This is a genomic window from Citrobacter sp. Awk 4 (assembly GCF_028069725.1).
GTDB lineage: Bacteria > Pseudomonadota > Gammaproteobacteria > Enterobacterales > Enterobacteriaceae > Citrobacter_D.
The window spans coordinates 67,487-91,781 of record NZ_JANEWG010000015.1; the positions used below are offsets into that span (position 1 = coordinate 67,487).

At 51.8% G+C, this 24,295-nt stretch carries 22 protein-coding genes; 7 read left to right on the plus strand and 15 right to left on the minus strand.

The window, feature by feature from the left end; genetic code table 11:
* Positions 1–111: 111 nt before the first annotated feature.
* Positions 112–1,314: an exonuclease subunit SbcD gene (sbcD, locus tag NNO04_RS08695; RefSeq protein ID WP_271444312.1), complete on the plus strand. Its 1,203-nt coding sequence runs from the start codon at positions 112–114 to the stop codon at positions 1,312–1,314.
* On the plus strand, positions 1,311–4,454 hold the full coding sequence (gene sbcC, locus NNO04_RS08700) for an exonuclease subunit SbcC (RefSeq protein WP_271444313.1): 3,144 nt from the start codon (positions 1,311–1,313) through the stop codon (positions 4,452–4,454). Before sbcD ends, sbcC begins: the two co-directional genes overlap by 4 nt.
* 51 nt (positions 4,455–4,505) lie before the next feature.
* On the opposite strand, the gene mak is transcribed toward sbcC, so the two are convergent.
* Positions 4,506–5,414, minus strand: coding sequence for a fructokinase (mak, locus tag NNO04_RS08705; protein ID WP_271444314.1), 909 nt, complete (start codon positions 5,412–5,414; stop codon positions 4,506–4,508).
* A 249-nt stretch (positions 5,415–5,663) separates the two neighbouring features.
* On the opposite strand from mak, the gene rdgC reads away from it, so the two are divergent.
* On the plus strand, positions 5,664–6,575 hold the full coding sequence (gene rdgC / locus NNO04_RS08710) for a recombination-associated protein RdgC (RefSeq protein WP_271444315.1): 912 nt from the start codon (positions 5,664–5,666) through the stop codon (positions 6,573–6,575).
* Positions 6,576–6,614: 39 nt separating this feature from the next.
* Here the strand turns inward: rdgC and ppnP are convergent, their stop codons facing one another.
* The 5 genes from ppnP to NNO04_RS08735 all read right to left on the minus strand — a co-directional run bounded on the left by ppnP (position 6,615) and on the right by NNO04_RS08735 (position 9,290).
* Positions 6,615–6,899, minus strand: coding sequence for a pyrimidine/purine nucleoside phosphorylase (gene ppnP / locus NNO04_RS08715; protein ID WP_162380130.1), 285 nt, complete (start codon positions 6,897–6,899; stop codon positions 6,615–6,617).
* Between the two features lie 70 nt (positions 6,900–6,969).
* The gene (locus tag NNO04_RS08720) at positions 6,970–7,647 is read right to left on the minus strand and encodes an AroM family protein (protein WP_271444316.1); all 678 of its coding nucleotides are present in this window, start codon (positions 7,645–7,647) and stop codon (positions 6,970–6,972) included.
* A 239-nt stretch (positions 7,648–7,886) separates the two neighbouring features.
* Entirely contained in the window at positions 7,887–8,075 is a 189-nt protein-coding gene (locus tag NNO04_RS08725) for a YaiA family protein (protein ID WP_271444317.1), read from the minus strand.
* Between the two features lie 29 nt (positions 8,076–8,104).
* The gene (gene aroL, locus NNO04_RS08730; RefSeq protein WP_271444318.1) at positions 8,105–8,650 is read right to left on the minus strand and encodes a shikimate kinase AroL; all 546 of its coding nucleotides are present in this window, start codon (positions 8,648–8,650) and stop codon (positions 8,105–8,107) included.
* 181 nt (positions 8,651–8,831) lie between these two features.
* A complete protein-coding gene (locus NNO04_RS08735) occupies positions 8,832–9,290 on the minus strand; it encodes a YaiI/YqxD family protein (RefSeq protein WP_271444319.1) in 459 nt (152 codons plus the stop codon).
* A gap of 148 nt (positions 9,291–9,438) precedes the next feature.
* Between NNO04_RS08735 and proC the strand changes: the two genes are divergently transcribed.
* Complete coding sequence (proC, locus tag NNO04_RS08740) at positions 9,439–10,248, plus strand: pyrroline-5-carboxylate reductase (protein ID WP_271444330.1); 810 nt, start codon at positions 9,439–9,441, stop codon at positions 10,246–10,248.
* A gap of 15 nt (positions 10,249–10,263) precedes the next feature.
* Here proC and adrA read toward each other — a convergent pair whose 3' ends face one another.
* The 4 genes from adrA to iraP form a co-directional block, all read right to left on the minus strand.
* Entirely contained in the window at positions 10,264–11,379 is a 1,116-nt protein-coding gene (gene adrA / locus NNO04_RS08745) for a diguanylate cyclase AdrA (RefSeq protein WP_271444320.1), read from the minus strand.
* Positions 11,380–11,490: 111 nt separating this feature from the next.
* Positions 11,491–11,811: a phosphate starvation-inducible protein PsiF gene (gene psiF, locus NNO04_RS08750; RefSeq protein WP_192611324.1), complete on the minus strand. Its 321-nt coding sequence runs from the start codon at positions 11,809–11,811 to the stop codon at positions 11,491–11,493.
* Positions 11,812–11,963: 152 nt separating this feature from the next.
* Positions 11,964–13,379, minus strand: coding sequence for an alkaline phosphatase (gene phoA / locus NNO04_RS08755; protein ID WP_271444321.1), 1,416 nt, complete (start codon positions 13,377–13,379; stop codon positions 11,964–11,966).
* A 150-nt stretch (positions 13,380–13,529) separates the two neighbouring features.
* A complete protein-coding gene (gene iraP / locus NNO04_RS08760; RefSeq protein ID WP_271444322.1) occupies positions 13,530–13,790 on the minus strand; it encodes an anti-adapter protein IraP in 261 nt (86 codons plus the stop codon).
* 595 nt (positions 13,791–14,385) lie between these two features.
* Between iraP and ddlA the strand changes: the two genes are divergently transcribed.
* Positions 14,386–15,480, plus strand: a complete 1,095-nt coding sequence (ddlA, locus tag NNO04_RS08765; protein WP_271444323.1) for a D-alanine--D-alanine ligase — start codon at positions 14,386–14,388, stop codon at positions 15,478–15,480.
* Positions 15,481–15,556: 76 nt separating this feature from the next.
* Here ddlA and NNO04_RS08770 read toward each other — a convergent pair whose 3' ends face one another.
* Complete coding sequence (locus NNO04_RS08770; RefSeq protein ID WP_271444324.1) at positions 15,557–15,772, minus strand: DUF2754 family protein; 216 nt, start codon at positions 15,770–15,772, stop codon at positions 15,557–15,559.
* A gap of 260 nt (positions 15,773–16,032) precedes the next feature.
* On the opposite strand from NNO04_RS08770, the gene NNO04_RS08775 reads away from it, so the two are divergent.
* Positions 16,033–16,341, plus strand: coding sequence for a YaiY family protein (locus tag NNO04_RS08775; RefSeq protein WP_192611319.1), 309 nt, complete (start codon positions 16,033–16,035; stop codon positions 16,339–16,341).
* A 25-nt stretch (positions 16,342–16,366) separates the two neighbouring features.
* Here NNO04_RS08775 and NNO04_RS08780 read toward each other — a convergent pair whose 3' ends face one another.
* Entirely contained in the window at positions 16,367–17,470 is a 1,104-nt protein-coding gene (locus NNO04_RS08780) for a DUF1615 domain-containing protein (RefSeq protein ID WP_271444325.1), read from the minus strand.
* A 14-nt stretch (positions 17,471–17,484) separates the two neighbouring features.
* Positions 17,485–18,705 carry a peptide antibiotic transporter SbmA gene (gene sbmA / locus NNO04_RS08785; RefSeq protein WP_271444326.1) on the minus strand — a complete coding sequence of 407 codons (1,221 nt, stop codon included), beginning with the start codon at positions 18,703–18,705 and terminating at the stop codon, positions 17,485–17,487.
* A gap of 426 nt (positions 18,706–19,131) precedes the next feature.
* Here sbmA and ampH point away from each other — a divergent pair, with 426 nt between their 5' ends.
* Positions 19,132–20,289 (plus strand): D-alanyl-D-alanine-carboxypeptidase/endopeptidase AmpH, encoded by a 1,158-nt coding sequence (gene ampH / locus NNO04_RS08790; protein ID WP_271444327.1) that lies wholly within the window; start codon positions 19,132–19,134, stop codon positions 20,287–20,289.
* A 1-nt stretch (position 20,290) separates the two neighbouring features.
* On the opposite strand, the gene iprA is transcribed toward ampH, so the two are convergent.
* Entirely contained in the window at positions 20,291–20,914 is a 624-nt protein-coding gene (gene iprA / locus NNO04_RS08795) for a hydrogen peroxide resistance inhibitor IprA (protein ID WP_271444328.1), read from the minus strand.
* A gap of 89 nt (positions 20,915–21,003) precedes the next feature.
* A complete protein-coding gene (gene ehaB / locus NNO04_RS08800) occupies positions 21,004–23,928 on the minus strand; it encodes an autotransporter adhesin EhaB (RefSeq protein WP_271444329.1) in 2,925 nt (974 codons plus the stop codon).
* Positions 23,929–24,295 lie beyond the last annotated feature (367 nt).

The following is a 24,295-nucleotide window of genomic DNA, read 5'->3' on the forward strand; positions in this document are numbered from 1 at the left end:
AAAAGTGTCAATCCCCACGCCAGATTGTTGATTTATGACACCCCATAAACAAGATATTAACCTCTCTGAAAGGTTATAATCCCGTTCACGCTTTTTCGCCATGGAACTGTTATGCGCATCCTACACACCTCTGACTGGCATCTCGGCCAAAACTTCTACAGCAAAAGCCGCGCCGCCGAGCACCAAGCCTTTCTTGACTGGCTGCTGGAAACGGCGCAATCACGTCAGGTGGATGCGATCATTGTTGCAGGCGACATTTTTGATACGGGCTCGCCACCGAGCTATGCCCGCGAGCTGTACAACCGTTTTGTCGTCAATTTGCAGCAAACAGGCTGTCATCTGGTGGTATTAGCCGGAAACCATGATTCAGTCGCCACGCTCAACGAGTCACGCGAGATCCTGGCGTTTCTGAACACCACCGTGGTCGCCAGCGCGGGACATGCGCCGCACTATCTTCACCGCCGCGACGGTACGCCAGGCGCTGTGCTGTGCCCCATTCCATTTTTGCGCCCGCGTGACATCATCACCAGTCAGGCGGGCTTCAGCGGTCGCGAAAAACAGCAGCATCTGCTCACCGCCATCACCGACTATTATCAGCAGCAATATCAACAGGCTAGCGAGCTTCGTGGCGAGCAACCGCTGCCGATTATCGCGACAGGGCACCTGACAACCGTCGGCGCCAGTAAAAGTGACGCGGTACGTGACATCTATATTGGCACTCTGGATGCGTTTCCGGCGCAAAATTTCCCCCCAGCCGATTACATCGCATTGGGGCATATTCACCGGGCGCAGGTGATTGGCGGGACGGAGCATATTCGCTATTGCGGTTCTCCCATTGCGCTGAGCTTTGATGAGTGCGGAAAAAGCAAATGCGTTCATCTGGTGAGTTTCGAAAACGGAAAACTGCAGTCAACAGAGAGCCTCACCGTTCCGGCTACCCAGCCGATGGCGGTGCTGAAAGGTGATTTAGCCGCTATTACCGAACAACTGGCGTCGTTTAACAACACGGCGGATCACCCGCCGGTATGGCTGGATATCGAAATCACCACCGACGAATACCTGCACGATATGCAGCGAAAAATTCAGGCGTTAACTGACGACCTCCCGGTAGAGGTCCTGCTGGTGCGGCGTAGTCGGGAACAACGTGAGCGAAGTATGGCGAATGAGCGACGCGAAACCCTGAGCGAGCTGAGCGTAGAAGAGGTTTTTGAGCGTCGTCTGGCGCTGGAAGAGTTGGAGGTTCCCCAGCGTGAGCGCCTCAACCAGTTGTTCAGCACCACCTTACACACACTCGCCGGGGAACATGACGCATGAAAATCATCAGCCTGCGCCTGAAAAACCTGAACTCCCTGAAAGGGGAATGGAAAATCGATTTTACGGCGGAACCGTTCGCCAGCAATGGACTGTTCGCCATCACCGGCCCGACCGGCGCGGGAAAAACCACGCTGCTGGATGCCATTTGCCTCGCGCTGTATCACGAAACGCCGCGCCTGAGCACGCTTTCACAATCGCAAAACGATCTGATGACCCGCGACACCGCAGAATGTCTGGCGGAAGTCGAATTTGAGGTCAAAGGCGAAGCCTACCGCGCGTTCTGGAGTCAAAACCGCGCCCGCAATCAGCCAGATGGCAATTTGCAAACGCCTCGCGTAGAACTGGCGCGCTGCGCAGACGGGAAAATTCTCGCCGATAAGGTCAAAGACAAGCTGGAGATGACCGCCGCACTGACCGGGCTGGATTACGGGCGCTTTACCCGCTCCATGCTGTTGTCGCAGGGGCAGTTTGCCGCCTTCCTGAATGCCAAGCCTAAAGAGCGCGCCGAACTGCTGGAAGAGCTGACCGGCACCGAAATTTATGGCCAGATTTCGGCAATGGTTTTTGAGAAACACAAAACCGCCCGTACCGAACTGGAAAAACTGCAGGCGCAGGCCAGCGGTGTTGCTCTGCTCGCTCCGGAGCAACTGCAGGCGCTCACTGAACGTTTGCAGGTACTTACTGACGAAGAAAAACAGTCCCTCACGCGCCAACAAACGCAGCAGCACCACGTGCAATGGCTGACACGCCAGAATGAACTGCAGACGGAAGTGACCCGTCGCCAGCAGGCGTTACAGTTGGCGCAAGAGGCGCTGGAAAACGCGCAGCCGCAGTTAGCAGCACTGAACCTGGCGCAACCAGCACGGCAACTACGGCCATTGTGGGAGCGTATTGAGGAACAAGCCGCTACCGTTACCCGCACGCGCCAGCAGATTCAGGAAGTGAACACTCGCTTACAGAGTTCATTATCGTTGCGCCATCGCCTGCGCGCCCATGCCCAACGCCAGTCTGCTGAACTGCACGCCACGCAAAAGACGCTAACGACATGGCTCACCGAACACGATCGTTTTCGCTTATGGGGCAATGAACTGGCTGGCTGGCGCGCGCTGTTTGCCCAGCAGTCCAGCGACAAAACGCAGTTGCTCAAATGGCAACAGCAACGGGAAAACGACACCCGTAAACTTGACGCGCTCCCGGCGCAAACGCTGGATCTGTCTGCCGAAGAGGTGACGCAAGCGCTGGCGCAACACACAGAGCGTCGCCCGCTGCGCCAGCGCCTCGCCTCGCTCCACGGGCAGATCGCGCCAAAACAAAAACGGCAGGCGCAGTTACAGGCGGCGATTCAACACAGCCAGCAGGAACAGGCTCAGCGTAATACCACGCTTGAGGAAAAGCGGCAGCGTTATCAAGAGAAAAACCAGCAATTCCTTGATGTCAAAACGATTTGTGAGCAGGAAGCGCGAATTAAAGACCTCGAGAGCCAGCGAGCATTGCTGCAATCCGGCCAGCCGTGCCCGCTGTGTGGTTCTACTGAACACCCTGCGGTAGAGGTTTATCAGGCTCTCGAACCCGGTGTGAATCAGGCACGGCGCGATGCGCTGGAAAAAGAGGTCAAAACGCTGGCAGAAGAAGGTGCTGCATTGCGCGGGCAACTCGACACCCTCACGCAGCAATTACAGCGTGACGAAAGCGAAGCGCAGACGCTGTTAAAGGAAGAGCAAGCACTTACTCAGGAATGGCAAACGCTGTGCGCCAGCCTGCACATTTCGCTGCAGCCGCAGGACGATATTTCGCCCTGGCTGGCCGCGCAGGATGAATACGAACACCAGTTGCACCAACTGAGCCAACGACACGTCCTGATGGAGAAAATCGCGGCAGACACTCAGCAGGTGAAGCAATTTGAACAGCAGATCGCGCAACGCCACGCGTCGCTGTTAGCCGATGTAACACGCTATGCGCTGTCACTGCCTGGCGAAGGTGAGGAGGATTCCTGGCTCAGCGCGAGAACGCAGGAAGCGCAAACGTGGCAGCACCGTCAGACGGAATTGACCGAACTGCAAACGCGAATCGCCCAATTAACCCCGCTGCTGGAGACGCTGCCCGCAACTGATATCAATGTCGGCGACGACGCGCCTCTGTCTCTGGAAAACTGGCGACAGGTGCATGACGATTGCGTTTCGTTACAGAGCCAATGGCAAACGTTGCAGCAGCAGGAAGCGCAGGAAACGCAGCGAGCCGCAGACGCTCAGACCCATTTCAACACCGCGTTGCAGGCCAGTATCTTCGACGATCAGGCCGCGTTCCTCGCCGCCTTGCTGGACGATGAAACGGTTAGCCGTCTTGAGCAACTCCGCCAGTCGCTGGAAAACCAGTTACAGCAGGCGCAGACATTAGCCGTACAGGCCGCCCACACGCTCGCAGATCACCAGCAGCAGCCTCCCGACGCGCTGGATCTCACCCTGACGGTGGAACAGATTCAACAGGAACTGGCGCAGGTCAACGCCCAGCTTCGTGAAAACACCACCCATCAGGGCGAAATCCGCCAGCAACTTAAGCAGGATGCCGACAACCGTCAGCAGCAGCAGTCTCTGATGCTGGAAATCGAAAAGGCGACGCAACAGGTGGAAGACTGGGGCTATCTCAATGCACTCATCGGCTCTAAAGAAGGGGATAAATTCCGCAAATTCGCCCAGGGACTTACGCTGGATAATCTGGTCTGGCTGGCGAACAATCAGCTGACGCGCCTGCACGGGCGTTATTTACTGCAACGTAAAGCCAGCGAAGCGCTGGAGCTGGAAGTGGTCGATACCTGGCAAGCCGATGCCGTGCGCGACACCCGTACGCTTTCCGGCGGCGAGAGTTTCCTCGTCAGCCTGGCGCTGGCGCTGGCGTTGTCGGATCTGGTCAGCCATAAAACGCGAATTGACTCCCTGTTCCTTGATGAAGGGTTTGGCACCCTGGACAGCGAAACGCTGGACACCGCGCTGGATGCGCTGGATGCGCTGAACGCAACGGGCAAAACCATTGGGGTGATAAGCCATGTCGAAGCGATGAAAGAACGAATCCCGGTGCAGATCAAAGTGAAGAAGATCAATGGACTGGGCTATAGCAAACTGGACAGGATGTTTGCGGTGGAATAACGCGTGTGTTGCCGGAGGCGCATCAACGCCATCCGGCAACGCGTTAATCCCTCACGCTTGCGGCCACAACCAGGCCGCACCGCGCACGCCGCTGGAGTCACCATGCAGCGCTTTACGAATCGGCGTCTCGCACTCACCGCCAAAAACAAACGGTTTGATTAACGACGGCAGCGTTTGGTACAGCCTGTTGACATTACTCATTCCACCGCCCAGCACGATGACGTCCGGGTCAAGAATGTTCACCACATGCGCTAACGATTTCGCCAGCCGCAACTCATAACGACTCAGCGCCAGTTCCGCTGTGGCGTTCTGTTCTTCCGCCAGTCGAATAATTTCACTGCCTTTCAGCGGGTTGCCGCTCAAACGATGGTAATCCGTGGCAAAACCGGTCCCGGAGATGAACGTTTCAATGCAGCCTTGTTTACCACAATAACAGGGGACTTCCGCACGATAGCGAAGCTCGTCTTCGTCCATCCACGGCAGCGGATTATGTCCCCACTCACCCGCCGTGCCATTTCCGCCAATATGCGCACGACCGTTCAGCGCCACGCCAGAACCACACCCGGTGCCGATAATCACGGCAAAAACCGTGTGTGCGCCCGCCGCCGCGCCGTCCACGGCTTCAGACACCGCCAGGCAGTTGGCGTCATTCGCCAGCCGGACTTCACGGTTAAGACGCGCACTCAGATCTTTATCAAACGGTTGACCGTTAAGCCAGGTGGAGTTGGCGTTTTTCACCACCCCGGTGTAGGGAGAAATGGAACCCGGGATCCCCATTCCCACCGTTCCCGTCTGGCCGGTCGCCTGTTCAGCCATTTCCACTAAGCTGGCAATGGTTTCAATCGTTTGTCGATAATCGTCGCGCGGCGTGGGCAGACGATGGCGAAACAACTGTTCCCCCGCATCACCGAGCGCAATCACCTCTGTTTTGGTCCCACCCAAATCAATACCTATACGCACACGACGTTCCTCATTTTATGAAATATCAACAGAGTAGAAGCGAGCTTCCTGATTGGCAATGCAAGCCCGTCGACAATTCGTTATTATACCCGGCATCCTTCAAGTTGCAGATGCGTCGGCTTTCCTCGCTCACCCCAGTCACTTACTTCAGTAAGCTCCCGGGGCTCTCCGCGTTGCCGCCTTCCTGCAACTCGAACTATTTGGGTATCAATACCCGCTGGATTTAACGACAAGGCCGTGGAAATTATCATGCTGTGGTTCAAAAATTTAATGGTTTACCGTCTTAGCCGCGACGTTTCTTTGCGTGCTGAGGAGATGGAAAAACAGCTATCCTCGATGACGTTTACCCCTTGCGGTAGCCAGGATATGGCAAAAATGGGCTGGGTACCGCCGATGGGATCGCACAGCGATGCATTAACGCATACCGCCAATGGCCAAATTATTATTTGCGCGCGCAAAGAAGAGAAGATCCTGCCCGCGCCGGTGATCAAACAGGCGCTGGAAGCGAAAATCGCCAAACTGGAAGCCGATCAGGGTCGCAAGCTGAAGAAAACCGAAAAAGATTCGTTGAAAGATGAAGTGCTGCACTCCCTGTTGCCGCGCGCCTTTAGCCGTTTTAACCAGACAATGATGTGGATAGACACGGTGAATGGCCTGATCATGGTCGACTGCGCGAGCGCCAAAAAAGCGGAAGATACGCTGGCGCTGCTGCGTAAATGCCTCGGTTCCTTGCCGGTGGTTCCGTTAACGCTGGAAAATCCTATCGAATTAACGCTCACCGAGTGGGTGCGCTCAGGTACAGTGGCCCAGGGATTCCAGTTGCTGGATGAAGCCGAACTGAAAGCCATGCTCGAAGATGGCGGCGTGATCCGCGCGAAGAAGCAGGATCTGGTCAGCGCCGAAATCGCCAATCACATTGAAGCCGGTAAAGTGGTCACCAAACTGGCGCTTGACTGGCAGCAACGGATCCAGTTTTTGATGTGCGACGACGGCTCGATCAAACGCCTGAAGTTTTGCGATGAACTGCGCGATCAAAACGAAGATATTGATCGGGAAGATTTTGCCCAACGTTTTGATGCCGATTTTATCCTGATGACTGGCGAGCTGGCTGCTCTGATTAAAAGCCTGGTCGAAGGGCTGGGTGGCGAAGCACAACGCTAGTTGCACAGTATTCCCTCTCCCGACGGAGAGGGAATCGCATTACAGATAGCGGCAAAGATAGGAGGTCGGCTCAGCCACCTGCAGATGGAATTCGCTATTGCCGGGAACGTTAAACACCTCGCCTGCGGCAAACACTTGCCACTGGGTCTCACCCGGTAGCAGAACATTCAACGCGCCGCTAACCACGGTCATTTCTTCAGGTGCTGCAGTACCGAAGGTATATTCACCTTCCGCCATCACGCCGACACTGGCGCGGCCAGTACTGCTGCTGGTAAAACCAATTGATTTCACTTTACCGGAAAAGTACTCATTGCTTTGTAGCATAAACGGGCCCTGTTTCATGATTAAGTTAATTCTCAATATAGGGGCCTGACCTTCTGCCTGTCACGCAAAATTAAACAAGTAATTCCGACGCCAGTCGCGCAATCAACACATTAGAAAGTAAAACCGGAACATCCAGCGCTTTTTGCAGCAAATCACGATGACGCTGGTTAAAACCGAGGCAATCCAGCATGATCACATCAGCGCCCTGTTCCAGCAACGCCTTCCCCGCATCAATCAATTGCTGTTCAGAACCGTGGATGGGGTTAGCCAGCGAAAAGACCGGCGGCGCCTGTAATACCTGCCATTTTTGGGTCTGGGCGTCCAGTAACGCCTCAACCGGAACAATCACCCCCACCTGATGCCCATCGACAATCGACGCCACCAGCGGCGGGATAATGCGTGATGGTTCAAGCAAAATCGTATTACGGGCCGTCATGTTGTTGATCGACGACGTGCTCATTAACAGGATCACGTCGTAGCCCTGGTTATCCAGCACTTCAACCACACTTTGCAGATCCCGCTCCACCTTCTGACGGGATACGTGGGCAAGTTTATTATCGCTGAGCAGCGTCAGCAGGGGGTCATCACCTGGCGCCACGGCATAATCCGTCATCACATCCTCACGCGACATTTTGCCCAGCAGACTATGGTGAGAGATATGTTGCTCGTCGATGTACTCAGTTAAGAGAGGTAAGACTTCACTCATTGGTACAACACCAATAGTGAGAATAGCCAACGACGTACTCATTTTTATGCTCCGCCTTCTTATACTTCTACTTCGTCGTTAATTCCCGGTAAATATACGAACACTTACCTGCGCTATAAATGCCAAAAAGCGTAGCAGTAGTTACGCAATACGTTGTGTAAAAATTCCAATTAATTCCAGTACTGTATTGTTATCGTTTAATTTTCAGTTTTAGCAGAACGCTACAGAGAGTGATAAATGTGATCCAGCACACTCAGAATCCTTTCTGAGTCATGATGTCATCAGGTTTTATCAGGGTCTTCATAGCGTTTTTTAGCATCCAGCGCGTCTTCTTCGCTGGCGTGCTCGCTGATCAAAGAGTCTGGTTTGGGATAATCGGCCCGAAGCTGGTAGCGGAGTATCGTCTGGCCTGGCGTCCCTTTTTCAAGAGTGACAATCCAGGCTTTTCGCGGGTAGAGGGAGTTGGGCATGGTTCCTCCTTTTTACAACGGGATGAACTTTAATTATAGACGCCGCCCTGCTGACGTAGCTGCGCTTGCGACAGTAACGCGAGAATTTCACCCACCACCTGCTCCGGATTTTTCGTCGCATCAACAATGTAATGCGCCGCTTCACGGTACAGCGCGTCGCGTTGTTCAAGCACGTCCCGCACCTCTTCGCTCAACGGTTTACCCGTTAAGGTAGGACGCAGTCCCTCTTCCGGTGCCGCCACCAGACGCTCAACCAATACCGACACCGGAGCGCATAAATAGAAAACAATACCGTTATTACGCATGTAATGACGGTTGTATTCCGTAAGAATAATCCCGCCACCGGTAGCCACAACCTTTGACGGCGCAGTGACCGCCTCAAGCGCCGTCGTTTCTCTGGCGCGAAAACCGTCCCACCCTTCTCTCTCGACCATTTCCGCGACGGTCATTTGTACATGTGACTGCAACCACTGGTCGGTATCAACAAACTGGTAATTGGTCGCCTGAGCAAGCGTCATACCGGTGGTTGTCTTACCACAGCCTCGTGGGCCAACAAGAAAAAGAGGTTGCGTCATAACGGGAGTTCCCAGGAGAACCGCAAACATGCGGGATCGGATGTCGTTAAAGTAATAATCATACCACCAAACTAGTACATCGTTAAGTGTAAATAAATCATTCCAAAAAGAATGTGATATACCGTACGTCCTTACTATAACAAGAAATCGCAGGCAATGAAGTGTAAAGATAAAATTGCAGTTAACGCGTCCTGCGCTGAACTTCCAGCCACCACTTATCCAGTTCAGCAGCGAAGTGTTGGCGATCGCGTGGAGAAAGACTATCCGGGCCGCCGGTCTGGATCCCACTGGCGCGTAACGTGTCCATAAAATCACGCATCGTCAGACGTTCACGGATGGTTGATTCGCTGTACCGCTCTCCGCGCGGGTTTAATGCCGCAGCCCCTTTTTCCAGGACTTCGGACGCCAACGGAATGTCTGCCGTGATAACCAGATCGCCGGGTTCACACTGGCGTACAATCTCATTATCCGCCACATCAAAACCGGCAGGTACGCGCAACGTGCGGATAAATCGTGATGGCGGGACACGTAAATTTTGGTTCGCAACCAGGATCAACGGCATCTGCATCCGCTCCGAGGCACGGTATAAAATTTCTTTGATTACATTCGGACACGCGTCAGCGTCCACCCATATTGTCATAATCGCTCCTTACTGATGTACATTTTTACATTGTCTCGTGCTTTTGCCTTCCGTCAAAGTGCTGTTTCTCCTTCTGAACATTCTCATTCCGCGTTAAGCTACGCTTTACTCATCAAAACAATGAATATCACCCAGGGGGAGTGACGTGATGGAGAAGAAAATCGGTTTTATCGGTTGTGGCAACATGGGAAAAGCGATTCTTGGCGGCCTGATTGCGAGCGGCCAGGTTCTCCCGGGGCAAATCTGGGTCTATACCCCCTCCCCCGACAAGGTTGCCGCCCTGCATGAGCAGTACGGCATTAATCCAGCGCAGACCGCGCAAGAAGTGGCGCAGGTTGCTGATATCGTCTTTGGCGCTGTAAAACCCGGCATTATGATTAAAGTGCTGAGTGAAATCACCTCCAGCCTGAGCAAAGATTCGCTGGTCGTCTCGATTGCCGCGGGGGTCACTCTCGATCAGCTCGCCCGGGCGCTGGGGCACGATCGTAAAATTATTCGCGCGATGCCAAACACGCCTTCGCTGGTCAATGCCGGGATGACCTCCGTGACGCCGAATGCCCTGGTCACCCCGGAAGACACCGCCGATGTACTGAATATTTTCCGTTGCTTTGGCGAAGCAGAGATCATCGCAGAACCGATGATCCACCCGGTTGTCGGCGTCAGCGGCTCTTCGCCAGCCTATGTCTTTATGTTTATTGAAGCGATGGCGGATGCCGCTGTGCAGGGAGGGATGCCGCGCGCTCAGGCGTATAAATTCGCGGCGCAGGCTGTCATGGGTTCGGCGAAAATGGTTCTGGAAACCGGTAAACATCCTGGCGAGTTGAAAGACATGGTGTGTTCACCGGGAGGCACCACCATTGAAGCAGTCCGGATCCTCGAAGAACGTGGCTTCCGTGCCGCCGTTATCGAAGCGATGGCGAAGTGTATGGAGAAGTCGGAGAGTCTCAGTAAATCCTGAGGATACCGCTGGACGTCAGGCCGCCACTTCGGTGCGGTTACGTCCGGCGTTCTTTGCTTTGTAAAGCGCAATATCCGCAGATTTCAACCACTCACGATAGTGTCCGAGTTGTGAGGTCAATGGCGCAATCCCCACGCTAATACGTAACGTTACCTGCGGCGCACATGACAACCGCAATGTGTTCAATTTTTCGTGTACCCGCGACATCGCGGCAATGGCGTTTTCCGCAGGTGTTCCACACATGATGACCGCAAACTCATCCCCGCCAAAACGGCCAATCACATCGCTTCCGCGTAAGGTCATCTGCAGTTGTCGCGTCAGCGCCACAATCGCCTCGTCGCCAACGTCGTGACCCCAGGTGTCATTGATGCTCTTAAAGTGGTCGATATCGATGATCAGCAGCGTGGCTACGCGGTTATAGCGACGACAATTATCGAATTCGTTACGTAATAAAACTTCCCAATGGCGCCTGTTATAAACGCCCGTCATCCCATCCCGTGTACTCATCACCTGCAACCGGCGCTTATGCTCCGCCAGTTTCGTCGCCGTCTGATAACTGACCCAGGCAAACAACAACGGGTACATCACAATCACCGGCAGGCAGAGCCACCATTCCAGCTGCGCGCTGCCAAAAGCCACCGTGGTACCGGTTAGCTGCAATGTCACCAGACCAGAAACAATCATCAATACGATCCCGGCGACGAACAGCCGTACACCGCCAGCCCCCATCAGATTCATACACATCATCATCAGTAATGCCGTTGAGGGGAGGATATTGACGCCCATCACGCCGACCCAAATTCCCGCAAGGATTGCGTCAGCTTTTAAGTTGTATATTTCACGGCTTAAAGGATCGATGGCTTTGCTCGCCAGCTGCCACGCCAGATGCGGCCAGACAAAAGCCCATCCCACCAGAAATAGCCACCACCCTCCTGCGACAGACTGATCAACCAGTGCGGCCGAAATGGGGAAGAACATCCATCCCAGTCCTACTGCTCGCGGCAGCCTGACTCGCCGGGCGAAGCGCAACCCGGAACGCTGGTGGTCATTGGGAGGCGGTATAGCGGGCTCTCCTCCCGGCGTTACCTTTTTTTTGTAAAAGCTTTCATCATTCATAATTATTGGGAACATTCTGAAACAATTTTCCCAAATTATAGAGACGGAGCTTGCGGTGAAAGTATGATATTTCGGGTGAGTGATTTTCTCATCTCACCCGTTAGCACTACTGCTTACGGTGCGGTATCAGGCCGCTTTTTTCAGGCAGGCACTCATAAACTTGTTGCGATCGTCCCCTTTCAGGGATTGTTCTGTCGCCTGGACATTGCATTCACGCATTTTCTGCTGCTGTGGAGTCAAACTTTTCTCACCAGGCGCAGACGTGCTGTTCTTCAGGCAATCACTCATATAGGTTTTACGGGCATCCCCTTTCAGCGCCTCTGCTGTCGCCTGCTGATTACAGGTCGTCATTCGCTGTTGTTGCGGCGTTAAGGTTTTCTCGGCAGCGCCGACGGTGGTTAAAAACACCAAACCAAAAAGCAAGGCAACCAATAATGTTATTTTCATAGCACCATCCTTTTGTGGGTATTTGCACACTGAATCCTTCAGGAAACTCGAATTATTTAACCACTATAATTTGAAGGATTTCGTGCCATTAAGTCTGGCTGCTTACGACGAAATTACCACCCGACGGTAAAAGTATTACCGTCGGGCGCTGTTTACTTCAGGCCCAGGGCCGCTTTCATGGTGTAAAACAGATCGGTCTGGTCCGTCAGTCCCACCACATTGGCGGCATGTGGGCCATAGGCGGCAATACGCAGTTGGCTACCGGTATGTTCCTGTGATTCTTCTTCAGAGTTACCGTAACTTAACACCATTACCGCGCCGTCTTTGGTGTTCAGCGCCTGCGTCAGGCCCGGCGCTTTGGTGTCCGGCGCAACAATCTGACTGGCGTGTGCATGATCGGCGGTCACCACCACCAGCGTGTTGCCATCTTTCTTCGCAAATTCCAGCGCGCGCTGCACAGCTTCATCGAGATCGACCGTTTCGCCAATCTGCCCGCACGGATTAGCCGCGTGATCTTGCTTATCGATAGATGCCCCTTCCACCTGCAGGAAGAACCCCTTCTCATTTTTGCTCAGCAGTTCGATCGCTTTGTCGGTCATCTGCGCCAGCGTCGGCACGGTGTCGTTACGCTTCACATTAGGCGTACAGGTCACTGCCGGTTTATCAATATTGCCGTGGTATGACGCTTTCGGACCTTCCCAGCGTACGGGCATGTTGCCGTCGGAAAATAATCCCAGCAGAGGTTTATCCTGGTTGGCTTCGCTCACATCAGCCAGCGCCGCGGCATCGCTGACCAACTGATAGCCGCGAGCCTGAGCCTGTTCACGCAGCGTTTTTCCCTGCCATTCGCCCGCCTTCGCCGTTTCAGAGAAGGTTTTTGCGCCGCCACCAAGCGTGACGTCTGCGCGCGCATTCAGTAATTGTTCAGTAATGGAGCCTCTGCCGCCCTTTTCCAGCGCATTTGTCGGGCATTTTTCGCTGGTGACGTCTGGACCGTAGCATTTACGGGAGGTCACATGTGCCACCAGCGCCGCCGGTGTCGCATCCTGTAATTCCGCCGTGGAGACATTCCCGGTTGCCAGTCCCGCTGTTTTTGCCATTTCCAGCAGAGTAGTGTGATCTTTTTCGTGGATATCGACACCCAGCGCGCCGTTATAGGTTTTTACCCCCGTCGTCCAGGCCGTAGCAGAGGCCGCAGAGTCCGTCACATAATCGGGTTTGCCGGTTTTTTTATCCAACGCATAGTGCGTGTACTGCCCTGTCAGGGGTAATGCATCAATGCCTTTAAAATAGCCACCCGCCCCTTCAGCATAATTTCGCGCGGCTGTTATTTCCGAATCCCCCATACCATCGCCAATCAGCAGAATAATATTTTTAGCGGGTTTGTTACTGAGTGAATCCCGCAGAGCAGAGGTTTGATCGGCCGCTAAACGGCGAGCACCACCTGGGGTCGTAATATCGCCCTGGGCCGCTCGGTTCTCCAGGACAGCCACGGATGAAGACCCGGCATACGTTGCGGGGATAAAAAACAGAGAGACCAGGGCAATCGCAATAGCGCTTTGTTTCACTTTATTTTCTCCATGTATAAATACATAAAAATATGCTCTGAATAATTCGAATTGCAGTAAATGCAATGTGAAGTATGAAAAGCATAAAAACAAAGCGACTATAGGTATTTGATATGACAGCAATATGACAGTTATTACCCCTTAATACGATCAGCTACGAGGGTGCCTCAATAACTTTTTTACGTACTGGCGCAGCAATTCCGTATCGTTATCCGGAACGCTGGCATCCGGCTTTACCCCGTCAAGTGCGCCCTCTATCTGGTGAATCAGCCTTTGCTGCTCAGCCTGCGCCATATTACGCAGCATTGCAGTGACAATAATCTCTAACGCTTCTACCTGAGCAACCAGTTCTTTCGACTCTTCTTCTTTTTGGGCGAGTTTAAACAACAACTCTGAAATGAGGTTTTTCATAGACGCATTTCCTTATCCGAAGTAGGCAGACGGTATCATTATGATTCATCACTGCCTAGAGGATGAAAGTAGTATTTTTATGATTAAGGAAAGACTTTGTGTTAATAATCACATTGAATTAATCAGCGAAACGTTTCTCAAACCAAAATAGTTTCATGTTAATAAAATACGAAAATCAATGTTCACGCTATTCCATAATATAAAGTTATGATAAATCGGCTGATTTAACTTAAGTTGCAGAACAATAATAAGCCGCTGATGTTAACAAGTATAATGGTTGAGCAGGTGAGGCATGAATAGTGCGGTACAACCTGTGCGTCTGAGGATGATGCTTTCCCCCTTTCAATCTTTCTGAAGAGCGCAAAAGTGGAATCCACGGTACTGATACCCACCACTGACATTTTATCTCCCCGTTCATCAGATTTGTGAAATACATCACGAGAACCCATGCAACTCGCAGGGAATTGTGCTTTGACCTGCGTGTGGCGGAGTCGTTGTCTCCACGCTGTTCGAAACAATATGGCAGAAGCTCGCGAAACCCTCGTTTTGTCGTGGTAATGTATACGCTTTGCGTTTCACGGAATGGGTTTTTAAGATGGCGAAATTGCGGGTAGGAATCGTATTTGGTGGTAAGTCGGCGGAACATGAAGTGTCTTTGCAATCGGCAAAAAATATTGTCGATGCCATCGACAAGACCCGCTTTGATGTTGTGCTGTTAGGCATTGATAAACAAGGACAATGGCACGTTAACGATGCCAGTAACTATCTGCTGAATGCAGACGACCCCGCGCATATTGCGCTGCGTCCTTCAGCCACAAGCCTGGCGCAAGTGCCTGGCAAACAGGAGCACCAGCTCATCGACGCGCAGAACGGTCAACCGCTGCAGACAGTTGATGTCATTTTCCCTATCGTTCATGGAACGCTGGGTGAAGACGGTTCGCTACAGGGCATGCTGCGTGTGGCAAATTTACCGTTCGTTGGTTCTGATGTACTCGGCTCTGCAGCTTGTATGGACAAAGACGTCACTAAGCGCCTGCTGCGCGATGCCGGGTTGAATATCGCCCCCTTTATGACGCTCACTCGCACCAACCGCAATACGGTCAGTTTTGCAGAGGTAGAAGCGCGTCTCGGTCTGCCGCTGTTTGTCAAACCGGCGAACCAGGGCTCCTCTGTTGGCGTTAGCAAAGTCACTAACGAAGCGCAGTATCATCAGGCGGTGGCTCTGGCGTTTGAGTTTGATCATAAAGTGGTGGTTGAGCAAGGCATCAACGGTCGCGAGATCGAATGCGCCGTTCTCGGCAATGATCATCCACAAGCCAGTACCTGCGGTGAGATTGTCCTGAACAGCGATTTTTACGCCTACGACACCAAATACATTGACGACAACGGCGCGAAAGTGGTTATCCCTGCGGCGATCGCCCCTGAAGTGAACGAAAAGATCCGTGAGATCGCCGTTCAGGCGTATCAAACGCTGGGTTGCGCAGGTATGGCGCGCGTCGATGTTTTCTTAACGCCAGACAATGAAGTCGTGATCAACGAGATCAACACGCTGCCTGGGTTTACCAACATCAGCATGTATCCGAAACTGTGGCAGGCAAGCGGTTTGGGTTATACCGATTTGATCAGCCGTTTGATCGAGCTGGCGCTGGAGCGCCACGCGGCTAACAATGCGCTGAAAACCAGTATGTAAACGGAGCATTGTCATACGTCGAACGGGATCTTCTGCCCCGGACGTTTTGACGCAGATAAAGCCCGATAGCTAAGCGTTATCGGGCATCTTCCACTTCATCTTCCACACGACGGCGAATAATCAGCCCGGAAAGCCAGAAACTGATGCCCCATGTCACCAGACCGACGGCATAGGTTTGCCACCCTTTGGCTTCAAAACCCAATAACCCCACCACCCCATTCAGGATGAAGATAAGCCCAATGGCAAAGGCATAGTAGTGCCAGTCACGGCGAATTTTTACAGGCAAGTTCATGACAGCTCCGGGGACAGGGCATAAAAGAACATCCTCGCACATTTACACCTGACGGTCTGTGGCAGAAGCGGGATTTCTGAAATGTTACACAACTTAACGTAAAGATCGTGTTTTGTGACAGCGAACAGAAATCTGCAATCCAGGAGTAATCCCTGGGCGAAATTACCATCATTCTGATATTGACAAATCTGATGACCTGCCAGAATTACGGCGAGCCACTGGTATGACGCCAGAGTTGCAGAATTCCCCCGGAGGTCTTTATGGCTGATTTCACTCTCTCAAAATCCTTGTTTGGCGGGAAGAAGCGGGATACTAGCTCCACTCCAGGTAACATCGCTTACGCCGTCTTTGTGCTGTTTTGCTTTTGGGCAGGGGCGCAGATTTTAAATCTGCTGGTTCACGCGCCGGGCGTCTATGAACATTTGATGCAGGTACAGGAAACCGGACGACCTCGTGTCGAGATCGGTTTAGGCGTTGGCACCCTTTTTGGTCTGGTGCCGTTCCTCGCGGGATGTTTGATTTTCGGTGTGATTGCCGCGTTCCTACGCTGGCGCCAGCGTCATCAATAAACCCAAAACTAACTGACTCCGGGGCTTATCCGGCCGGAGAATTCATACAGCGAGCCCGACGTTCGTCTACCCGTTTTGCAAACCATGCGGTGGTCAGATTACGCGTGATCTTCGGGCTTTCCAGTTGAATACCCGGCAACATCTCTCTCGGAAGCTTTTTGCCTGCCTTGATTTCTGCCAGCTTATACACCTTTTCGTACAGCGCTGTCTCTTCGAATGCCAGGCTGTCACCCTTCTCCAGCTGACGACGAATCTCGCTCTCACTCATTCCCAGAGTGTTTGCCAGTTTGCGTATCGCCAGCTCCGTTTTGCCCGGCTCTTTGCTATCGTAACGGATCAGATCGCCATCAAGGGCCAGTTTCACACCGCTGGCTTTGGCCACCGCATTCTGGAAAGCCGCATTACGACTGGCGTACCAGCCGGCGTTAAAATCGGCGAAACGGAAAATGGGCGCACTGTAATTCGCGGGATAATTCAGCAGATGGTACGTACCGAACCACAATCCGCCCCGACGGGTGAAGACCTCCTGGCGCACCGTGCCTTCCATTTTCCACGGATAGCCTTTGGTATGCTGCTCGGCAAACGCGATGCTGACCTGCATTGGGCCGCCCGTGTGAACCGGATTAAGCGAACCAAACAGCGTCTGCCCCATGGGCACCATATTAATAAAATCATCAAAAATGGCGCTGAGCTGTTTCTCCGTTTTCACCGAGTCCAGACGTTCGCTGTAGCTCTTCCCTGTCGGGGAGTTGATTTTCAACGCTGTATGAACCAGAAAAACGGGGATATGCATGCGCTCGGCACGTTTGTCGATCTCCTGCCAGGCAATCTTACTCAGGCCTGGCACGGCGGGGTCCGCCTGATAATTTGACTCTTGTTGTGTCACTGCCAGCACCGAACAGACATTTTCGACCGTCGGTGCCAGACCCTGACTCTCAAAAGTCGTTGCCAAATCCTTCGCCCAGGCATCCCGGTCTTTCACGCTTGTCGGCATTTTCTGGCGCACCACGCTTGCCACATCCACGGGTTTTTCACCCTTTTTTAAGGGCTGCGGGGGTTGGGTACTACAACCTGCCAACACCAGCACAGCCAGTAATGATAAGGGGTAAAGACGGGATACCGCCGGCATAACGTTTCCTTTTGTTAGCTAAATGTGTTGGTCACTTCCTGAATTTCTTGCCCATCCAGTTCACGTTCAAAGCTGCGTAAACGTTTATAGATAGACATCAACTCAACCAACGTGGTCCAGGAATTGATCAGATACTGGAAGGAGCCGCGCACCTGACCAAACACGTTGGTGATTTGCGTCATCAGACCCAACGTAATGGTACCCGCAACAATCGACGGAAACAGCAGGAACAGACCGAAAACATTATCCACTTGCAAATAGAGAATGCGGGCAATGTTGAAGTACATATAGTGGAAATAGAGGCGGAAATAGTTCTGGCGCACCGCGCTGAATAATTCCCGTATGGTAGGCGGTGTAGCGCGACTGCCGTCATCTTCGCCATAAACCAGTTCTTTACGGTAAGCCGCTTCAACGCGCTGGTTTTTAAATTCCAGCCCCGGCAGTTTGATCCCCACGACGGCAAGCAAGCCGGTGCCCATCAGCGACCAGACAATCGCCGCAATCACCAGACCGTAAGGAATATGCCCCACCACCGGCAGTTCCGGCACATGTGCAGAAAGCGTGACCAACACCGGCAAAAAGGCGATCAACGTCATGATGGCATTGATGAAACTTACGCCCATGTCTTCCAGGGTTGACGCAAAACGCATGGTGTCTTCCTGCACACGCTGCGCGGCGCCTTCAATGTGTCGCAAGTGCTGCCAGTGCGCCATGTAATGTTCGTTCATGGCGGTACGCCAGCGGAACACATAGTGGCTCACAAAGAAATTGTTCATCACGCCAATGACCACAGCGATCAGTGCAATACCGAGAAACACACCCACTTCATGATAGAACTGCCCGATGGTCACCTTATGCGGCGAACTTAATGCCGTCTGGATCAAGTCATAGAATGGGGCATACCAGGCGTTGACAGCGACCCCCACTTCAACCAGAAACCAGGTGACGAAGATAATCAACGACGTGCCAAGAATTGACCAGTACTGCCAGCGGTGCGGGCTATAGATAAACCAGAACAGCGCAAACAGCCCCACACAAATAATGTAATAAGCGTAAAAAACCAGATAATCCAGCGACCAGAATCGCGCGGCGCTGATGGGAATATTACCGGACGCACCAGTCATTTGAGCAACCCAGGCTCCCCCACCCGCTTGCCAGAATATGACGGCAACCAACGCCCAAATAAATGCCGAGATAAAAAACGGACCCGGCTTGGGGAAAAAAGACTTAAACATGATGCTCTCCTGCTAACTTCTCATCGTTATGACGACTGCTGTCTATTTTTTGCGCCATAAACGGCGGTAATGCAGATCCGCTCCCGCGAAACACGAGACGGAACCGACCATTGTGACCAGGATCGTGGAGCTTAGTTCGCTTTCCAGGTTTCAGGAATTGTTTCGACGGGTTTCACAAAAACGAAATTCTCCGGCGTCATGAGGTTACCACAAGCGTGGGATCACAAAAGCGAACTTTCACTCTCGAGAAAAAAAGCTCCATTTACTCGCCGTTACGTTTTTCACACTATCATTGCTCTATTTAGCGCTTTGCAGGCGCCGCTGAGTAGTATATACAACAATTCGTTCAGGTCGCGTCGAGGCGATCTGAAAGAAGAAGGGTGTAAACTCGAACTGTTCTCTTCAATTAACTTATGGACACCACCGTTGAAACGTAGTCTGCTTTTTTCTGCCGCGCTGTGTGCGGCGTCATTGACACCTGTCCACGCGGCCCAGCCTGGCCTCGATCCGGTTTTTGCTTCCGATATCGTCGATCGATACGCCGAACATATTTATTACGGCAGTGGCGCCACGGGAATGGCGCTGGTTGTGATAGATGGAAATCAACGTGTGTTCCGTAGCTTTGGTGAAACACGACCAGGCAATAACGTCCATCCACAATTGGATTCAGTCATTCGTATTGCGTCACTCACCAAATTAATGACCAGTGAAATGCTGGTGAAATTACTCGATCAGGGTACGGTGAATCTGCACGATCCGTTGAGTAAGTATGCGCCACCAGGCGCACGTGTTCCGACATATCAGGGAACGCCAATTACGCTGGTGAATCTGGCGACCCATACCAGTGCATTGCCGCGTGAACAGCCTGGCGGTGCGGCGCATCGTCCGGTCTTTGTCTGGCCAACCCGTGAACAGCGCTGGAACTATCTCTCTACCGCAACATTAAAAGCAGCGCCGGGTTCGCAGGCATCTTATTCTAACCTGGCGTTCGACCTGCTGGCCGACGCACTGGCTACGGCCTCAGGCAAGCCTTACACCCAGATTTTTGAAGAGCAGATCACCCGTCCGCTCGGAATGAAAGATACGACGTTTACCCCCTCGCCCGATCAGTGCAAGCGCCTGATGGTCGCTGAAAAAGGTGCCAGCCCCTGCAATAACACGTTAGCGGCCGTTGGCAGCGGCGGCGTGTACTCAACGCCAGGAGATATGATGCGCTGGATGCAGCAGTATCTCTCCTCTGATTTCTATCACCGCAGCAACCAGGCTGACCGCATGCAGACACTTATCTATCAGCGTGCGCAGTTGAGGAAAGTGATCGGCATGGATGTCCCTGGCAAAGCTGATGCCCTGGGGCTGGGTTGGGTGTACATGGCACCGAAGAATGGGCGTCCGGGAATCATTCAGAAAACAGGCGGCGGCGGCGGTTTTATTACCTACATGGCAATGATTCCGCAACAAAATGTCGGCGCGTTTGTCGTAGTGACACGCTCTCCGCAGACCCGCTTTACCAGTATGAGCGATGGTCTCAACGATCTGGTTACGGAATTGAGCGGTAATAAACCCCGGGTGGTCCCTGCATCCTGAGTCAGTATTCTGAAGGCAAACGGGTGATGCCGACCAGTTTGCCTTTACTCATTACGATATAACCGCCCTTACGTAGAGCAGCAAGCACCTCGGCAACAACAGAGCGTGAAATCCGCGTTTTCTGGTGAATATAATTCATAACACCAATTCGAAAACGCAATTCTTCATCCCACTCATTCATTGAGAGTAATGTGGCACGGATTTGCTCGTAAGAATTATGACCAATCAATTGTAAGTCACGCAATTCCATAATACGGTTTTTCCATGCCAGCCAGCAAAACGCCTCACGCCACAGATTATTTTTTTCTATTATTTTTATCGTTTGAGAAGAAGGGAGATAATATCCAGCGCAGCGACCTTCTGTGATTATTTTATACTGCACATCATTTTTCACCACACCATCAGATAGCCCAACGAGAAAGGGGGCCTGAGCAATACCTATAAGTATATGTTCACCTCTCCAGAGAGAAATAGCGCCACTTAAGATAACAAATGTATTGTCCTTATGTATTTCATTAGAAAATAAAATTTGTTTTTTTTCATATAACTCGAAGCGAGTGCCATATTCAGACAAACATTGATCGAGCTTACCAAATTCATTCACTGGTTTACTCAACGAGAGCATTTTTCATCCTATGCAATAATGCCCGTCGAATCCTTGACGGGCATTTCTTAGATTAAATAGCTTTTAGTAACTTCCTCAGGAGGAAATAATTACCAGGTGTATTTGACACCCACGTTTGCAGCCCAATCTTGATCTACGTCGCCGCCACCGAGGTAGTTAGCATCGGTATAGGCGCTGAAGTTCTTGGTGAAGCTGAACTGAGTACCCAACCCAACACGTACCGCAGAACCTTCGGTGCCGTTGTCGATAGAGTCGCCGTTTACGTCAGCATCGTTATTAGCATCATCGTAAACGTAGGCCAGTTTGAAGTATGGAGTCAGCGCCTGATCCTGGCTGTAAGTGAAGGTATAACCTGCATCTACACCCAGTTCATAGCGCATACTGTCGTACGACTGACCATCAACTTTCATGTCGTTGCTCAACTGGTAGTCGTCGCCAGACTGGAACAGGCCGGATACGCTGCCGTACGGAGTGACATAACCTGCATCACCCAATTTCCAGTCATAGCCCAGTTTCAGACCGAAGCCCCAGGCATCAGAGTCAGTGCTGCCGTCAACGTAAGTACCGTCGCTCATGGAGGCAGACAGATCGTTGTTGAAGTGAGAATAGCTCAGGTTGCCATCAACAAAAATGTCGTTTGCGAAGTGGGCAGAAGAGTAGATGTAGGCAGTCTGGCTGTCTTGATCCACCTGACCAGTACGGTCACTCATATCGCCTTTCCCAAAGCCTGCTGCCGCACCCACAATCCACTTAGCGTTGTTACCGTCAACTTTGGTATCAACACCCACCATGATGCCGTTGACATCCTGGTCGTAGCTAATCGTGTCGTTGTCGCCGTTGAAGCTACCACCGAAGTAACTTACCCAGGCGCCACCGTTATCTGCCAGACCATGACGGGAGTTGCTCAGACGCGTACCGACGGTATCCTGCTCCAGATTCCAGATATTGCTGTTAGCAGACGGAATACTCAGCGCCATGTTCGCGTAGTCGGTCAACTCCATCTGTTGCATCACAACAGTGTTACCTTTCTGCTCGGCCTGATAAGTGTAAGCGCCCAGATCGGCTTTGTTCGCCGCAGAGAAGGTCGCGGTGCTGTTCTTGTCATTCACATAGATCAGCTCTTTGCCGCTGTAGTCAGCAATAGCGCCAGCGCCTGTGCCGTTGTCGATACGTACTTTGTAGTTACCGGTTGCAGCTGCGACGTGGTCACCCGCGTTATCCACTTCGGACTGGTCAGCAGAATTGTCGGCGTCGCCATTACCATTAACGGTCAGATGACCATCAGAGTTCATCGCAATAACACCGTAGCCGTAGTTAGACTTAGTGGTGTCATTAGTACGGTCGTTGCTCAGGTCAGCGTTCAGCACATAGTTGTTGCTGTGAATGTCAAACACACCGGCATTCACGTTACCGTTTGTATCTGTCGTGCTGGTCAGATTCAGGGTATCCATCTGCAACGCGTAATCAGCGCTGTTACCCACATCCAGCACGCCGTTATTCGTCACATTGATGGTATTGGCATACAGTGCGGCATCATCAACGCTCCACCCTGCAGAGACATCATCGGCAATGGTGACAGTACTGTTGTCAACAGTCAGCGTGTCGGTCGCCACATGACCATCTTCGTTGATGTTCAGAGCTGAACCACTAGCCAGATTAATGGTGTCTGACACCAGGGAAGAATCCGCAACGTTGACTACAGAACCACTGTTGATGCTTAGGGTGTCAATCAAAGAGGATTTGGTGGTATCCCACTGGGAGCCATTTTTCAACGTTACGTTAAACAGCCCGCTTTGATAAACTTCATTGCCCACAACATGACCATCTTCGTCATAGGCGGTGTTGCCATCGCCAGTGCCGAAAGTAGAGGATGGCCACAGGCTGTTGGCCGCAATATCGATAAGCGTAGATGTTGCATCAGTACCTGCTGCAACGTCGTCATAAGTCCCATCGCCATCAGTATCAACCTGATGTACGGACATCGCCGCACCCACCCATTTACTGCCGTTATCCAATGTCAGATCCAGACGGTCAGTACCATCCCAGCCGTTAGTATCGACAGCCGCGTCAGTATCACGGTAGCTATCCGCACCGTTAGGGTAGAAGTTTTCGTCGAAATTGCTGGAGAAAACAACATCGCCCATCAGGGTCGAGTTGCTGAAATACGCGGTAGTCTGCATCGCATTGTCTGCCGTCGGATTGGCCGTAACGGCTAAAGCGATGTCATCTGCCGTGTTGGTACCGCTGTAATCGCTGGCATTACCGTTATTGCCGAACCAACCTGAAGTGCCTTCATCTGACCATGAACCTGACGTCACGGTAGAATTCGTCACCGTAATGGTGTTATTAAACACTTCGCTACTGTTTACACCTGTGCTAACGGTATTATTGTCAACATCACTCCACTCGTAACCCTGAGTCAGCGTAATCCCTGCAACATGAGAGTTGTTACTGATGGCCAAATCAACTTCCTGATCCAGCGTAATTGCTGTCCCAAGGTTGTAAACGTCAACAACATGCGTATCTGCAGTACCGTCAGTATTTGTACCGTTGTAAGTATAGTGCTCGTAGTTATCGTCAATCGTTGAGTTATCAACGGTCAACGCCAGGCGGTCATAGACATAGCCCGTCGCATCGCGACCTGTGCAATCGTTGCTCATACACTCGGACGTAATCATTCCGTGTACGGTGCTGTTTTTAATTGTCAGGCTATTACTATTAGTGTTAGTTGAAAGACCATCATCCAGATAGTAGGTTGAGATGACACCGTTAACGGTCGAGTTATTGATTACCGGATAGATATCTCCGTTATAAACGCTATCGGTCGCGTAGTTGTTCCAGCCGACATAGCCATCATAATAAACGCCATCCGCATAAGTGGCGTCGTTATAGTGCGTAAACGTTGTGTACGTCGTACCGGATATATCAGTAGAAGCATTTGCCTGAGAAGTGATTGCCAAAGTGCAGGCTAATGCTAATTTTGAGACTACGAGTTTCTTTTTCCAGGAGTGCATTTGTCATCCCTCCTCAGGGACGTAATAGTGTTGATCCATCAATTACCAAGACGTAGAAAACATTATATTTTGCAAGGAGGATTATGCGGCACTCACACTAAAAGGTTCAATTCTTCTTTCCCATCAGTCCGGATTCGGACAATAAACAAAACACTTAAACCCACAGAACAAAAACCAACAACAACATTAAGAATCAATCTCTTACACACAAAACAAAGAAAACACATACATTATCTTAATAATTAAATAAAATAAGATAAAATCATCCATTAAAATAACTATGAATTATTTCATGGATATAAAAACAAAATAAATAGACATTTCAAAAATACAAAAAAACAACAATCACACACATCAATATAAATAT

Coding starts and splice junctions, on each gene's coding strand:
- NNO04_RS08775 (WP_192611319.1), top strand. CDS start 16,033: ATGGCTGATTTCACTCTCTCAAAATCCTTGTTTGGCGGGAAGAAGCGG.
- sbcD (WP_271444312.1), top strand. CDS start 112: ATGCGCATCCTACACACCTCTGACTGGCATCTCGGCCAAAACTTCTAC.
- NNO04_RS08780 (WP_271444325.1), bottom strand. CDS start 17,470: ATGCCGGCGGTATCCCGTCTTTACCCCTTATCATTACTGGCTGTGCTG.
- iraP (WP_271444322.1), bottom strand. CDS start 13,790: ATGAAAAACCTCATTTCAGAGTTGTTGTTTAAACTCGCCCAAAAAGAA.
- proC (WP_271444330.1), top strand. CDS start 9,439: ATGGAGAAGAAAATCGGTTTTATCGGTTGTGGCAACATGGGAAAAGCG.
- sbmA (WP_271444326.1), bottom strand. CDS start 18,705: ATGTTTAAGTCTTTTTTCCCCAAGCCGGGTCCGTTTTTTATCTCGGCA.
- ppnP (WP_162380130.1), bottom strand. CDS start 6,899: ATGCTACAAAGCAATGAGTACTTTTCCGGTAAAGTGAAATCAATTGGT.
- NNO04_RS08725 (WP_271444317.1), bottom strand. CDS start 8,075: ATGCCCAACTCCCTCTACCCGCGAAAAGCCTGGATTGTCACTCTTGAA.
- adrA (WP_271444320.1), bottom strand. CDS start 11,379: ATGTTCCCAATAATTATGAATGATGAAAGCTTTTACAAAAAAAAGGTA.
- rdgC (WP_271444315.1), top strand. CDS start 5,664: ATGCTGTGGTTCAAAAATTTAATGGTTTACCGTCTTAGCCGCGACGTT.
- NNO04_RS08720 (WP_271444316.1), bottom strand. CDS start 7,647: ATGAGTACGTCGTTGGCTATTCTCACTATTGGTGTTGTACCAATGAGT.
- psiF (WP_192611324.1), bottom strand. CDS start 11,811: ATGAAAATAACATTATTGGTTGCCTTGCTTTTTGGTTTGGTGTTTTTA.
- ddlA (WP_271444323.1), top strand. CDS start 14,386: ATGGCGAAATTGCGGGTAGGAATCGTATTTGGTGGTAAGTCGGCGGAA.
- aroL (WP_271444318.1), bottom strand. CDS start 8,650: ATGACGCAACCTCTTTTTCTTGTTGGCCCACGAGGCTGTGGTAAGACA.
- NNO04_RS08770 (WP_271444324.1), bottom strand. CDS start 15,772: ATGAACTTGCCTGTAAAAATTCGCCGTGACTGGCACTACTATGCCTTT.
- sbcC (WP_271444313.1), top strand. CDS start 1,311: ATGAAAATCATCAGCCTGCGCCTGAAAAACCTGAACTCCCTGAAAGGG.
- iprA (WP_271444328.1), bottom strand. CDS start 20,914: ATGCTCTCGTTGAGTAAACCAGTGAATGAATTTGGTAAGCTCGATCAA.
- NNO04_RS08735 (WP_271444319.1), bottom strand. CDS start 9,290: ATGACAATATGGGTGGACGCTGACGCGTGTCCGAATGTAATCAAAGAA.
- ehaB (WP_271444329.1), bottom strand. CDS start 23,928: ATGCACTCCTGGAAAAAGAAACTCGTAGTCTCAAAATTAGCATTAGCC.